The 16,325-nt window shown below is 32.9% G+C and carries 5 protein-coding genes; all 5 read left to right on the top strand.

Annotated elements, in window-relative coordinates; all coding sequences use genetic code 11:
• Positions 1–35: 35 nt before the first annotated feature.
• The 5 genes from HSX10_RS13955 (at position 36) to HSX10_RS13935 (ending at position 16,246) form a co-directional block, all read left to right on the top strand.
• The gene (locus HSX10_RS13955; RefSeq protein WP_173588847.1) at positions 36–1,916 is read left to right on the top strand and encodes a CocE/NonD family hydrolase; all 1,881 of its coding nucleotides are present in this window, start codon (positions 36–38) and stop codon (positions 1,914–1,916) included.
• A 185-nt stretch (positions 1,917–2,101) separates the two neighbouring features.
• A complete protein-coding gene (locus HSX10_RS13950; protein WP_173588846.1) occupies positions 2,102–3,061 on the top strand; it encodes a YheT family hydrolase in 960 nt (319 codons plus the stop codon).
• A gap of 181 nt (positions 3,062–3,242) precedes the next feature.
• Entirely contained in the window at positions 3,243–4,106 is an 864-nt protein-coding gene (locus tag HSX10_RS13945) for a hypothetical protein (protein WP_173588845.1), read from the top strand.
• A gap of 13 nt (positions 4,107–4,119) precedes the next feature.
• On the top strand, positions 4,120–8,193 hold the full coding sequence (locus HSX10_RS13940; RefSeq protein WP_173588844.1) for a T9SS type A sorting domain-containing protein: 4,074 nt from the start codon (positions 4,120–4,122) through the stop codon (positions 8,191–8,193).
• A 217-nt stretch (positions 8,194–8,410) separates the two neighbouring features.
• Complete coding sequence (locus HSX10_RS13935) at positions 8,411–16,246, top strand: T9SS-dependent choice-of-anchor J family protein (RefSeq protein ID WP_173588843.1); 7,836 nt, start codon at positions 8,411–8,413, stop codon at positions 16,244–16,246.
• Positions 16,247–16,325 lie beyond the last annotated feature (79 nt).

Genomic DNA, 16,325 nt, shown 5'->3' with positions numbered 1-16,325 from the left:
ATATCTTTAAACCTTTCAAAAAATAAAACGTTATTATGATAAAAAGAATTTTACTCATTACCCTAATTGTATTCACTCTTACAAATTGTCAAGAAACAAAGTCAACAGATTCTAATGTTAAAGTTGCTCAAGTAGAAAATACGTTTGCTAAAGATAATTACACCAAGAAAGAAGTCATGATTACCATGCGAGATGGTATAAAATTACACACTACAATCTATAGCCCAAAAGATACCTCTAAGACGTATCCGATGTTAATGATGCGTACACCATACAGTTGTAAACCTTATGGTGAAGATCAGTTTAAAAGCAAAATAGGTCCTAATAAATACCTTATGGAAGAAGGTAATATTATGGTTTATCAAGATGTTAGAGGACGTTGGAATAGTGAAGGTGTTTATGATAATATGCGTGCTTACATTCCTAATAAAACAGGAAAACAATTTGATGAGGCTAGTGATACCTACGATACTATTGAATGGTTAGTAAATAATGTAGCACATAATAACGGTAATGTTGGGACTTACGGAATTTCGTACCCAGGATTCTATGCCACTTATTCGCTTTTAGATTCGCATCCTGCATTAAAAGCGGTTTCACCACAAGCGTGTATTGGTGATTTTTTCTTTGATGATTTTATTCATAATGGTGCATACATGTTAAGTTATTGGAGAGCAACAGGTTTATTTGGTTATATGAAAGATCAACCCACAACTGAATCTTGGTATACATTACCAAATTTACAAACAGAAGACCAGCATCAGTTTTTCTTAGATCATATGCCGTTAAGTAAATTAGATACATTCTACGATAGTACCAATGTGTTTATGGAGCAACTGAAAACACATGTTACTTATGATGACTTCTGGAAGTCTAGAGGAATTATTCAATATTTAAAAGATATAAAACCAGCAACAATGATTGTTGGAGGTTTGTTTGATGCGGAAGATTTATACGGACCTTTTAATACTTATAAAGCTATAGAAAAGAATAGCAATAATTACAATACCGTAGTTTTTGGACCATGGAGTCATGGTGATTGGGCTAGAAATAGTGAAAGACAAGTGGTTGGTAATATTCATTTTGGAGACGGTATATCTGATTACTTTCAGAAGAATATTGAAACGAAGTTCTTTAATCATTTCTTAAAAGGTGAAGCTAATGGAGATACTAGTTTAGCTGAAGCGCAAATGTTTAATACGGGGACAAAAGAATGGCAATCTTTTGAAACTTGGCCACCAGAAAACACAACTAAAGAAGATTACTTTATGCAACCTTACGAGCGTTTAACACAACAAGAAAATCGTATGATAGCAATATCTGATTTTGTTAGTGATCCAATGAAACCAGTACCATATACTGAAGATATAGGTGTTGGATTTACACCACGTAAATTTATGACAGACGATCAACGTTTTGCTTCGAGACGTCCAGATGTGTTAACTTTTGAAACAGAAGTTTTAGGAGGTGATGTTACATTAGCAGGTGATATTTTAGCAAAATTGAAGGTTTCTACCACAGGAACAGCAGCAGATTGGATTGTAAAAGTGATTGATGTATATCCGGCAGATACTAAAAATACAGAAGATGTTCAAGATCATCTAAAGCTTAGTAATTACCATATGATGGTGAGAAGTGAAGTGTTACGTGGTCGTTTTAGAAACAGTATGTCAGAACCAGAGCCATTTATTCCAAATGAGAAAACAGCAGTTAACATAAAGTTACAAGATGTGTTTCATACGTTTAAAAAGGGACATAAAATTCAAGTACAAATACAGAGTACATTCTTTCCTTATATAGATGCAAATCCACAGACTTATGTAGATAATATTTTTGAAGCTAAGGAATCAGATTTTAAGAAACAAACACATAAAGTGTATAATGACTCAGCAATTGAGTTTACTGTGCTTAAATAATATATAACAATCACATCAGAGTTGTCACTTCGAGTGATTTCGAAGCATGAGAAATTGTATCGAGAAGTTTTTAGTAATTAATGCTTTAAAATATTCTCGATACAAAATTGCAAAAAAGCAATTTCACTCGAACTGACGATAAGCAAGGTTAATAGAATAAACTCAAATACAGATAATAAAGAAAGATGCCAGTAATAGAATCTACCTACAAACCGCCATTTTGGGCAAGAAAAAGTTTTGTATCAACCGTGTTTTCAGGTTTAGTAAGAAAGGTAAAAGGCGTAGAGCAAACAAGAGAACGTATCATTTTAGAAGATACCGATTTTTTAGATTTAGATTGGAGCTATGCCAAGGAAAAATCTAATAAAGTTATTATTTTACTTCACGGTTTAGAAGGTCGTGCACAACGCCCTTATATTACCGGAGCAGCAAAACTATTTAATGAAAACAATATAGATGCTTGCGCTGTAAATTTTAGAAGCTGTAGTGGAGAGCCAAATAGGTTATTTAGAAGTTACCATTCTGGTGCTACTGAAGATTTAGATGCCGTTGTACAGCATGTTTTGTCTAAAGGACAATATAATGAAGTCTATATTAAAGGAATTAGTTTAGGTGCCAATATGGTATTAAAATACGTGGGAGAGGGTAGAACACTTCCTACGGAATTAAAATCTGTTATCGCTGTATCCTCACCTTGTGATTTAAAAGGTTCTTGTGGTGAATTACTAAGCTTGAAGAATAAACATTATGCGATTCGATTTTTAGGACATCTAAAAGATAAATTGAAGCCTAAGTTAGAGCAATTTCCTAATGATATATCTATAGCCGATTTTAATGCCATTAAAACTTTGAAAGATTTTGATGATGTTTATACGGCAAAAGCACATGGTTTTAAAGATGCTTTTGATTATTATGAAAAATCAAGTTGTTCACAGTTTTTACCTAATATTAAAATTCCAGCTTTAATCATTAATGCCCTTAATGATTCCTTTTTATCATCGGGATGCTATCCTGTAAAAGAAGCAAAAGAGAGTGCAAATGTGTATTTAGAAATGCCAAAATATGGTGGTCATGTTGCGTTTATAGATAAGGGAAATGTGTATTATAATGAAAAACGTGCTTTAGAGTTTGTGAAAGAAAACTAAGTTTTTTAAACAAAAGCATTTAATTTTATAATTGAAAAATATGTAACAGCTATCATTTTAGTATTAAAATTAGATTCAGATAATAATTTAATAATATAGGTAACATTATCATGTAGATATTATAATTATCGAATAACATTTACATAATAGTTTAAGGGTTTTAATTTCATTTTTTTGCTAAATGAAACTGAAACCCTTTTTTATAATCCAGATTTGTGCTTTTCTAATCTTTATAGCAAGAGCCTACCAATTTTATTTTTTCGGAGCACCTTTTAGAGCTATCCTTTGGGATGAAAGCTTAATGAGTCCTATTGTCGAGAATGTTTTTAACACAGCGTGGTATGATTATGCTACGAGTTCTAAAACAAACAAAGGCATAGCTAATCTTACCTTGTTTTTTAGTATCACATTATTTGTGTCTGCATTTGTAAGTCTCTTTTGGAAACAGATTCCTTATGTAAGACTTAAAAAGAGCATTATAGGATTTAGTTTATTCATCTTATTTATACTTGGTGTGTGTATGGTGAAAGATAAGAACTATGACTTCTTACAATTCTTTGAGCTTACCATGCAATTTGCGGCACCTTTAGTACTCTTCTTTACTAAAGATTTTGAAACACTTAATAAGCAGAAACTTATTTTTTGGTTAAAAGTATCTATCGCATTGACGTTTATTCCACATGGACTTTTTGCAATGGGATTAATATATGTACCAGGTCATTTTATAGATATGACCATTAAAATATTAGGTGTAACAGAAACTCTTGCTAGACAATTATTATTTGTGGTTGGACTTTTAGATGTAATAGCAGCTGCTTTTCTATTCATTCCTAAATTGGTGAAGCCTGCTTTTATTTACATCATTATTTGGGGAATTTTAACGGCGCTAGCAAGAATAGTTGCTGGTTTTAACTATGATTTTTTCCTGAACTCAATTCATCACTTCACTTATTTAACAGTTTACAGATTGCCGCATGGTCTATTGCCTCTGGCGACTTTAATGTTATACGGAATTTACGATAAAACCCTTAAAACTAAACACTAAAACAAAAAATGCTATGAAGTTAAAATTACCTCTAATGTTTCTTATTCTGCTTGGCCTAGTTCGCTTAGGTTATGCAAATAATGACAAGTACAGGCTCATTCTTTTAGATGATCCTGCAACTACAATTACAGTGGCTTGGAATCAAATTTCTGGTTCTAATGCTTCTGTTTATTATGATACCATAGATCATGGTACAGACTTTAGTGCATATGCTTTTAATAAAACAGTAGATAGAGAGACGTCAGCAAAAGGAATGACCAATCAGTTTGCAAGATTATCTGGTTTATTACCAAATACAAATTATTATTTTTTAATAAATGATAGCGAAGGTGTAAGTCAACAATTTTGGTTTAGAACAGCACCAGATGACGACAGTAGATTGTTTTTCATTGCGGGAGGAGATTCTAGAAATAACAGAACACCAAGACAAAATGCTAATAAATTGGTAAGTAAGTTAAAACCACATGCCGTTTTATTTGGTGGAGATATGACCAATGCTGATAGTGATTCAGAGTGGCAAGATTGGTTTGAGGATTGGCAATTAACTACAGCTGCAGATGGAAGAATGTTTCCAATTGTACCAGCTAGAGGTAATCATGAAAACACATCTTCTATATATGACCTTTTTGATACGCCAAACGCGGATTCTTATTATGCAATGACGTGGGGAAATAATATGATTAGAACTTACACGTTAAATTCTGAAATTTCAGTGCTTGGTGATCAGTTAACTTGGTTAGAAGATGATTTAAATACGTCTTCTGATTTAACATGGAAAATGGCACAATATCATAAGCCAATGCGTCCACATACTTCAGGTAAATCTGAAGGAAATGCACAATATGGAGCATGGGCACAATTATTTTATGACCAACAAGTAAGATTGGTTGTAGATTGTGATTCGCACATGGCTAAAACAACATGGCCAATAAAACCATCATCAGATCCAGGAAATGATGAAGGTTTTGTTATTGAAGAACAAGCCGGAACTGTTTACACAGGTGAAGGATGTTGGGGAGCACCATTAAGAGATAATGATGACGATAAGAGTTGGACAAGAAACTCAGGGTCTTTCAATCAATTTAAACTAGTTTTTGTTGATAACGAAAAAATTGAGTTACGTACCATAGATGTTAATAATGCAGATGAGGTTGCAGAAGGAAGTAATACAGATCCTTTTACATTGCCTGAAGCATTAAATATCTTTTCACCAGAAACAGGAAGTGTTGTTACTATCTCTAATTCTAATATAGATGATAATCCTTGTCCTGTTGTAGGTATAACTTGTGATGATGAAAATGCAACGACTTTATATGATGAAGAAGATGGTTTTTGTAATTGTGAAGGTGTGCCAGATTTTGAATTAGTAGAAGAAACTATTGCAGTACAAAATAGTAGTGATGATGCTGAAGAAGAAATAGGAACAGGTTTAGTTTATACGGAAAGTACAGATTTAGAGTTAATCTATGATGATATCGATCAATTGGTTGGTATTCGTTTTGAAAATGTTCAAATCCCACAAGGCGCTACATTATATAGATCTTATATCCAGTTTCAAACTGATGAAACAAGTACTGAAGTTGATGTAACTAATTTAATTATTAATGGAGAATTATCATTAGCTAGTGAAACATTCACTTCTAATAATAATGATATTTCAGTAAGACCATTAACGGTTAGCGCTGTAAACTGGAACGATGTTGCACAATGGGAAACAGTAGGAGAAGCTGGTGTTAATCAGCGTACACCATATTTAAATAATGTTGTATATGAACTTGTTTCTCAAACAGGTTGGGAAGTCGGTAATGCAATGACATTTATTTTATCAGGTTCAGGAGTAAGAATCGCAGAATCTTTTGATGGTTCGGCAGCACCAGAATTGAAATTATTCTATCAATTGCCATGTAATCCAGAAGGTACGACTTGTGATGACGGAAATCCTAATACGGTTTTAGATTTTGAAGATGGTAACTGTAATTGTATTGGGGTAGAAGAGTCGGGGACGTTAACTTACCAAGTGAACCATGCAGATGACGATGCCGAAGAGGCTGAAACAGGAGGGGCTATGTATACGGATAGTTCTGATTTAGAAATGGTTTATGATGCTTATGAGGATCAATTCAATCAAACTGTTGGTATGCGATTTAATGGCGTTACCTTACCACAAGGTGCTGTTATTTTAGATGCGGCAATTCAATTTACTACAGATGAAATTAATACAGAGTCTACAAACTTAATTATAAGAGGTGAAAAAACGATTAATAGTTTACGTTTTACTACGGATAATTACAATATAACATCTAGAGAAAAAACAGATGCTGTAGTGGCTTGGAGCAATGTTCCAGCTTGGGAAACAGTAGGTGAAGCAGGGGAGGATCAAAAAACACCAAGCTTAAGAACTATTGTTCAAGAAATTGTAGATCAACCAGATTGGTTACCATATAGTTCTATGTCCTTTTTTATATCAGGTTCTGGTGAAAGAACAGCAGAGTCATTTAATGGTGATTCTGGTGCAGCACCTCAGCTAATTATAACATATTCATTAGAGTCTAATGACTGTCCTACTTACGGTACACCATGTGATGATGGCGATGCGAGTACAATTGATGATGAAGAAGATGGTTTTTGTAATTGTAATGGAATTCCTGATGATGTTGTAGAAGCTATTAATGAGGTGCTTAATTCTAGTGATGATGCTGAAGAAGAAATAGGAACAGGATTAGTTTATACGGAAAGCTCAGATTTAGAGTTGGTTTATGATGGTATTGATCAAGTCATTGGTGTGCGTTTTGATAATGTAGTGATACCAGAAGGGGCTACTTTACATAGAGCTTATTTACAGTTTCAAACTGACGAAACAAGTTCTGAAGATGATCCAACTAACTTAGTTATAAATGGAGAATTGTCTCCTGCGAGTGCTACGTTCTCTTCAGATCTTAATAATGTTTCTTTACGTCCTTTAACTTTAACTTCAGTAAACTGGAATGATGTTGCACAATGGGAAACTGTAGGTGAAGCAGATATTAATCAACGTTCACCTTATGTTACAGGTATTGTGCAGGAGGTGATTACTCAAACAGAATGGGTAAATGGAAATGCAGTTACTTTTATAATATCAGGTTCTGGTCAACGTGTTGCGGAATCTTTTGATGGGTCAGCAGCTCCTATTTTAAAATTGTATTATCAAACACCTTGTGAACCAGAAGGAACTGCTTGTGATGATGGTGATGCTACTACGTTTTTTGATGTTGAAGATGGAAATTGTAATTGTGAAGGTATCGCTGAAACGGGTACTTTAACGTATACCGTTAATAGATCTAATAACGATGCGGAAGAAGAAGTTGCTAGTGGTGACATGTCTTTAGGGAGTTCAGATTTAGAACTTGTAGACGAAAGTGGTTCTACTAATCAATTGGTTGGTGTAAGGTTTACAGATATACAATTACCTGCAGATGCTACAATTACAAATGCTTATATTCAATTTACTGTAGATGATGATAATTCTGGTGCTACAAGTGTAGAAATAAGAGCAGAAGCTAATGCATATTCATTAGAATTCTCAAATACAGATTTTGATATTTCATCTAGAACACTTGGAAACAATGTGGTAAGCTGGAGCGATATACCTGCTTGGGAAACTGAGGATATTGGAGAAGCAGGAGCAGATCAGCAGACCCCAAATATTGCTTCATTATTAGAAGAGATTTTGGCACAAGAAGATTGGGAAATGTTTAATGCAATGACTTTTGTAATCAATGGAAGCGGAGAGCGTGAAGCAGAATCTTTTGATGGTACAGCAGGACCTCAATTAATCATTGAATATTCACTTTCTAGCTTATCTGTAAAGGATGAAAGTTTAGAAAATGCTATAACAATATATCCTAACCCAGTTACTGAGGTATTAAATATTGAATCTACTGTTGTTATTGATCAAATCACTATTTACGATGTAAATGGTAGACGTATCAATACCCTAAAAAAGAATAATGATTCATCAATCAATGTTGGTGATTTATCAAATGGAGTTTACTTTTTAGAAATTCAATCTGGTATTAATAAAACGATTAGAAGGTTTGTTAAAAACTAAACAATTTTAATATTTTATAACTAAAACCTTTCAAATTAATTTTTGAAAGGTTTTTTTGTATTTTTAGCATTTATTTAACATTGTACCTGTTGAAATCATTCAAAATAGAATACTAATCATAATACATGTATAAAGAGCATTATCAAAAATTACAAATCTGAGAATTCTAGAATTACCGCCTAGTTAATTGAACTTACCCTTTTTAAACCAGCCCCAAATGAATCTTCTTAAACTATCTACTACAATACTTTTATGTATTTTAGTTACACAATTATCTTTTTCTCAGGATGTAAATATCACTGATGTAAATTTTAAAACCGCTCTATTGACTCACAATCCTATTATTGATACCAATGGAGATGGTGAAATTCAGGTTACAGAAGCAGAAACTTACACAGGAAGTTTAAATTTAAGTTTGTTAGATATCTCTGATCTTACAGGTATAGAACATTTTGTTTCTATTACAGAATTGCAGTGTAATAATAATGGGCTAACATCAATTGATTTATCTAATAATATAGATTTACAAATAATTAATCTTGTAGCTAATGACTTGAGTGTTCTAGATATCTCTCAGAATATCAATCTACAAGAGTTAGCTTGTAATGGTAATAATCTTACAGAGCTCTACACAAACACAAATTTAAATCTTGAAATTTTAAATCTTTCAGCAAATTCAATTTACGATTTAGATTTGTCTGCTAACACAGCACTGAAAGACCTCAAATTAAATTTTAATCCTATCGTAAATCTCGATATTAGTGCTAATATTAACTTAGAAGCATTTAGTGCAACGTATTGCTATAGTTTAGAAAATGTAGATTTTTCAAATAACAATTTATTAGAACAAATTTCTTTATGGTATACCAATCAAAGTGAGATTGATGTATCTAATATGCCAAATTTAGGATCTCTATACCTTCGGAATTTAAATTTAACGAGTTTAGATGTTTCAAATAATCTTAACTTATATAATTTATATGTTACAGATAATAATATATCAGAGTTAGATGTCAGTTTTAATAGTAGTTTAGCGTACTTATCACTCGATGGTTTATATGTGTCTTCTGTAGATGTTTCTAATAACCCTAATCTAGAATGGTTAGATCTTGGAGGGTTTTTGTTAGAATCAGTAAATGCTAAAAATGGTAATAATACTAATTTAGCATATTTCAATATAGATAATGCCTCATCTTTAGGTTCTATTTGTGTAGATGATGTTGTTTATGCAAATTCAAATTTTACAATACCATTAACTAGTTATTTTAGCGAAATTTGTAGTCCAGATGATTGCGATGCTTTAGTCGTAAATGATACACAGGGTTTTGAAACCACAACACAACCTGGTATTGATGGGTGTTGGCGAAAATATCCACTTACATTATCTAATGTTTACTATGTAAAAACGGTTAGTTTAGGACATACAGGTAATAATTCCGTTGGTATGCGTGTGTCATCTAATAATGAAGCCTTTTTAATTACACCAGAATTGTCTGATTTTGATAGTTCTAAGCGTGTGTCGTTTTGGTTGTATTCGCCAGAAGTTACCAGTCTAAATATTGGGACAATTGTAGATCCTGATGATATTTCAACATTTGAACCTTACCGTGGTATTACTATAAATGATGGTGGAGGTAATCAATGGAGAGAGATTCATATCGATTTCGAAAATTATACAGGTACTGCAAATCATGTGGCGTTTAAATTAAGTGGCTATTATACGTTAACTTATATTGATGATTTTATTTATGAAGATTCACCAAACTGTATAGCCCCTATAAATGCTGAAGTCGTAACATATGCTACTGAAGCATTAGTAGATTGGACCAGTTTAGGTAACGCTGAAAGTTGGGATATAGAATATGGACTTGAAGGTTTTACTCTAGGTTCTGGTACCATAGTAAATACAACGTCAAAACCATTTTTATTAGAAGGATTACAGAGTGACACTGAATATAGTTTCTATGTAAGATCTCATTGTGATGGTGATGAAACTAGTGATTGGTCGCTTTTAAATCAATTTACAACGGCTTGTCCTGCACTTGTTGCAGATTATGCTTATAATTTTGAAGATGGATACAGCGGAGAATTTTATAATTGTTGGGAAGTCACAGGAAGTGTTTTTTTAACCCAAGATGGAAATACGTTAGAATCTTCATATGCTATTAAAATGTCAAATTATAATGAAGGGGCAGTTGTTACACCAGAATTATTTGAATTTAACAGTTCTAAACGTATCAAATTTTGGTTAAAAAATGAAGATGGTGCTTCTAACTTTATTGTCGGTACACTTTCGGATCAAAACGATTTGTCAACGTTAACACCGTATCAAACGATTTCTTCAGCTGATATGGTAGATGGTGAGTGGCAGCAAGTTATAATAGATTTTGAAAATTATACTGGAAATGATCGCTTTGTAGGGTTTAAACAAGTTCAAATAGATAATTATGCTGAATTTTATATCGATGAGTTTGTATATCAAAACACACCAGATTGTTTAGAGCCTGAAACTATTCAGCTAACTACAATAACAGATACAACTATAGATCTACAATGGTCAAATACCAACGGAGTTACAGATTGGGAAATAGAATATGGTTTACTAAATTTTGAATTAGGTACAGGAACAACACTCATTGGAAGTGGAGAAAGTACAACAATCAATAACTTGTATCCAGATTCAGCTTACGATATTTATATCAGGTCAAATTGTGGTAGCGGAAGTTATAGCGATTGGTTTAAACTTCAGGATATACATACTATTTGTGGTCCGTTTTCAGGAGCTTATATTCAGGAATTTGACGATAGCGAGTTTGCCAATTGTTGGTCTCGCTTACCAGTTGTAGATCCAGAGGTATATAATACAAATATTATAGATGTTTCTACTCAATATCCGCTTGGAGATAGTGGAAGAAATATTAAATTCTATAATTATGAGCAAAATGATGGACTTTATTTGATATCACCAGAATTTAGTGATTTAAATAATGGTAATAAACGTATAAAGTTTTGGTTACATACTAGATACAACAATGCAAATATGGTTGTTGGTACAATGACAGATCCAGCAGATCCAAGCACCTTTACGGCTAAAGAAACCATTGATTATACAGATATGACATATAGAGACTGGAAACAGTTTACGGTCAATTTCGATGATTATTCAGGGTCTGACAATTATATCGCATTTAATATGCAAATTGTAGATGAGCCAGTAGGAGGAACTTCAATTATTTATTTAGATCGGTTTGAATATTCAGATAATCCAAGCTGTCAGATTCCAACAGATTTTTCAAACACATCAATCTCTAATGGTAATATCGAATTGTCTTGGAATGATGAAAGTAGCGCTACGCAATGGGAAATATTATATGGAGAAGAAGGCTTTTGGTTTGATGATGGTACGGTAATTCAAGTGAATTCAAATCCGTTTAGTGTTGAAGATCTACCAACGGGTATTGTGTATGATTTTTATATCAGGTCAATATGTGATACCAATAACATAAGCGATTGGTCAGATAAAATAACCGTAGATATAGGTTGTGGGCAATCTTATCTTACGGGTTACACTTACGATTTTAATTCCTCAACTTTAGATGAATGTTGGACGGCTTATGAGTTTACTTCAAACCATTATACAACACTTTTCGAAATGGTTATTGATAATAATTTTGGAGACGATGGTTACTCAGCTTACTTAGAAGATACCAGCTCTTATTCTAGTTATGGAGTTATGCTAGTATCACCAATTTTTACAGATTTATCTAATGATAAAAAGATAGAATTTTATATCAGTAATTATGACGAAGGTCTGACGGTTGGTACTATGAGCGATCCTGAGGATTCTTCAACCTTTGAAGCCTTAGAGACTGTTACAGGAGGTGTTAATCCTAATGTTTGGGAAAAACGAACCGTATATTTAGCAGATTATAATGGTACAGATCAATTTATAGCATTTAGACAAAGGCGCCCTAATACTAATGCAGGTTATCAAGTGGTTATCGATGATTTTTCGTATTCACAATCTGTTTTGTGTAACGTTCCTACAGAGTTAACATTAAATAATATAAATGATACGAGTGTAGAAATCAGCTGGACAGCAGGAGAATCTGATATAGAGTATGAAATTGAATTTAAGATAATAAATGAGTACAATTCAGAAGAAACAGTTGTGGTAACTTCTAATAATTACGTCTTAGAAAATCTTCTTGAAGGTACTGAATACGGAATAAGAGTTAGAGCTAAATGTGATGAAGAGGGTTTATATTCAAATTGGACAGAAGTAAGTACGTTTTTTACAACTTGTCTTCCTGTTGAAGCGTATTACTTTGAGTCTTTTGAATTTGAAAACGCTATAAGTCCTTGTTGGACTAAAATAGTAGAGACAGACAATACGATTACTAATATTTATCCTGTTTCAGATTTTGCTGTAAACTATAATGGTGTAGATAGAACTGTATATCCTGTGACTGGAAATCAGTTTATTAAATTTGCTAATAGCTTTGATAATTCTACAGACCCATCAGATAACTTGTTATTAGTTTCAAGAGAAATTTTAGATATAAATAATGAAAAGAGAGTTAGAATTCATTTAATTTCCCGTCAAGGGACTTCAAGTCTTCTTTATAACAGATCTAGCTTACATATTGGTACAATGTCTGATCCAAATGATAGTAGCACTTTCAATTTGGTGCAAACCATTACACCAGAAGAAATGAATGAGTATAAAGGCTATCAGGTAGATGTTGTAGATTGGAAAGAGCACACCATCTTTTTTAATAACTATACTGGTAATGACAGTTATATAGCCATCAAACATGGTGATGAATTTGTAGGAAGTGAATTTTTTGTAGATGATTTTACATTTGAAACCATACCAGACTGTACAGAACCTTTATATCCAATTGTAAACGATGAACGTTATGACGCTGTTGATGTGAGTTGGGAATCTTATGAAAATTCAAATCCTACAGGTTGGGAAATTGAATATGGTTTTTCTGGTTTTGAAATAGGTAACGGAACCATTATTACGTCTTATGATAGTTCTTTCACAACAATTCCTAGTCTTTTAGAAGATACAGAATATGATTTTTATATCAGAGCAAATTGTGGAAGTACTTTTAGTAACTGGTCCGTAAAACAATCCTTTACAACCAAGTGTGGAGGTTTTGAGGTAGGTTATCAAGAGAGTTTTGAAAACCATCCAACAGGCTTTTTAGAGCATTGTTGGACAGGGTTGTTGCCGAAAGTAGGATCATCATATTGGGATGAAATAGCTCAGATAAAAGTCTATGATAATAGTGCTGTTTATACACCTGATGCCCGAACAGGTGAACATGCTATATGGTTTTTAAATGAATCTAATAATCCATTAAATGATGCCGTTTCGGAACAAAGCATCTTAGTGTCACCAAGATTAATTGATTTAGATAATTATAAAAAAGTGTCATTTTGGATGTATCCAATATCGAGTGCTTATGCAACACCTACAGAAATAATTGTTGGTACAATGACGGATCCAGATGATTATACCACATTTACAGCATATTTTACAATTACAAATGCTGCTGAAAATGAAGATACTTGGACACAATATGAGATAGATTTATCTAATTATTATTTAGAAGATGAGTATATAGGAATAAGACAAGCAAGTATAAATGAGCGTCAAGTAATTCTTTTTGATGATTTTGAGTATTCTGAAAATTCATGCATTATACCAACAGATTTAGAAGCGACACAAAGTGATTCTGGTGAAATAACGCTGACATGGCAAGATAATAATACACAACAAGCCCCTCAAAATTGGGAAATTGAATATGGACCTATAGATTTTAATATCGGTGAAGGTACAGTGGTGCAAGCCAATTCAAACCCGTTTGTTTTAGATGGTTTAAATACGTTTTCTAATTATGAATATCGCGTGAGAGCATATTGTAATGTCGAGAGTGGTTATAGCGATTGGAGTGTGCCTTATGCTTTTACTATAACTTGTGTAGAATCTGCACCTTTTTATGAGGATTTTGATAGTTATAATGCATATTATCAAAATTCAAATAGTGGTATTCCAAATTTCTGCTGGACAAGAAACGATCGTTCGGTTTCAGGGATTTACAATTCAGAAGGACTTGTGGTTAGCCCTAGTTCATCACCAAATGTAGGTTTTGTAAATTATTATGGTTCAGATACTTCACCTTTAGCAGGTGTTTTAATTTCTCCATTTCTATCCGATTTAGATGCAAATAAAATTCTTAAGATTTGGGTGAGAAATGAATCTACGGGTTCTACTTATAATCAATCCGGAATCATAATCGGTACCATGACAAATCCTTTAGACAGTGAAACATTTGTACCATTTAAAACCATTTGGGCAGAAGAGATTCCATTATTCGGGAAAGAGTTTTTAATCGATTTTGCGACATATACAGGGGATGCGCATCATATTGCTATTATGCATAATGAAGAAAATGATTATTCTAGAGTAATGTTTGATGATATAGAGTATAAAGAAAGACCAATGTGTTTAGAACCTATAAATGTCGATTTCTTATCGGTTTCAGATACAAGTGTAACGATCTCTTGGGAGAATTTAGGGTCAGGTGAAGCTTTTGATGTAGAATATGGTATACAAGGATTCACACAAGGAACCGGAACAATAGTTAGCTCAACAATCAGCCAAATAGAGATTAGTGGTTTGGATATTGAAACAACTTATGAGTTTTATGTCAGAACAAATTGTGGTTCATCAGGAAATAGTGAGTGGGTTGGTCCAATTAATGCCACCACAGCTTGTAATGTAGAATCTGTACCATGGGTAGAGAACTTTGATACTATGGATGCTTATGGTCAAGGAATATTACCAGACTGTTTTCAGAATGATGATGTTTGGGTGTCTAGTAATACTAATTTAAGTGCTTATCAAGTTGGAGATGGAGATACAGATTATCTCTACGCTATTTTTGATGAATATGGTATTGAAGCTTATATGATAACTCCAATGTTTAATTTACAGGCTGGTACAACATATACACTGTCGTTCAAAATGAGAAAAGAGCAAGGGGATTATAGTTCTCAGAGCGTTAAAATATGGACAGGACAAGGCAATACAACTGATGCCTTAGATAATTATATTAATTATTTTTCAGAATATAGTTATGGGTTCTATAATTATTACACCATAGAAACAACGTTTACACCTGTAGTAAATGGTGATTATTCCTTTTTATTAGATTTTGGGTATTCATCTATTGTACATACCATTTCAGTTGATTCCTTTAGTTTAGAAGGAGAGTATGAAGAACGCGTTGAGGTGCCAAGTGGTTCCGCTGTAAGTTATGATTTTGATAGTGGATATCTTGAAGGCTTAATTCTAGAAGAAACAGAAAATACCCAATGTAGAATTACGAATGATAACGGAGCAGATGTTATTATGATGAGAGGTGGTTCAGATAACACAGCCTGGTATAATACAGGAAATGCAGATCTAAATTGGTTAGAAAATCAAAACTTTATCTCTAAAGTGAATTTTGAAGTTGATGCCACAAACGTTTCAGAATTATTTATGAATTTCGATTTAAGACAAACATTTCTAAATTCTAATACTGAATCTGTGTTTAGAGTTGTAGTTAATGGTAATGAGCTTGTGAGTTTTAATGCAGATAATGCAAATGAATACGAGAATGTAGAAGTAGATCTTTCGTCTTATGCAGGAGCTGATTTAAGAGTATCCTTACAGCAACTTGGTAAAAATAATGATGATAAAGCTTATTTAGATAATCTTACGTTTGGTGAGGAAAGTACGCTTAGTGTAAACGACTACTTGTTTTCTGGATTTTCATTCCGTCCAAATCCGGTGAAAAATCAATTATTTTTAAATAATACTACAATGATAGATCAAATCTCTATAATAGATGTTACGGGGAGACTCTTGCAAACAGAAGTTATTAATAATGAAAATTCAACCATAGATATGTCATATTTACCATCAGCAATGTATTTTGTAGAGGTTAAGGTGGGTGAAGCAACAAGAACTATTAAAGTTTTAAAAGAATAGATTTTATTATTTACAATATGAAAACCTTTCAAAAGTTAATTTTGAAAGGTTTTTTTATAGGATTAGTTTTCTGTAGAAC

Source organism: Winogradskyella undariae, assembly GCF_013285155.1.
Taxonomy (GTDB): Bacteria; Bacteroidota; Bacteroidia; order Flavobacteriales; family Flavobacteriaceae; genus Winogradskyella; species Winogradskyella undariae.
The sequence above is the reverse complement of the archived record's forward strand: the minus strand, read 5'-3'. Positions and strand labels throughout refer to the sequence as shown.

Bases quoted from the DNA above. Each gene is read 5' to 3' on its own strand.
- HSX10_RS13955 (WP_173588847.1), top strand. From the start codon at position 36: ATGATAAAAAGAATTTTACTCATTACCCTAATTGTATTCACTCTTACA.
- HSX10_RS13950 (WP_173588846.1), top strand. From the start codon at position 2,102: ATGCCAGTAATAGAATCTACCTACAAACCGCCATTTTGGGCAAGAAAA.
- HSX10_RS13935 (WP_173588843.1), top strand. From the start codon at position 8,411: ATGAATCTTCTTAAACTATCTACTACAATACTTTTATGTATTTTAGTT.
- HSX10_RS13940 (WP_173588844.1), top strand. From the start codon at position 4,120: ATGAAGTTAAAATTACCTCTAATGTTTCTTATTCTGCTTGGCCTAGTT.
- HSX10_RS13945 (WP_173588845.1), top strand. From the start codon at position 3,243: ATGAAACTGAAACCCTTTTTTATAATCCAGATTTGTGCTTTTCTAATC.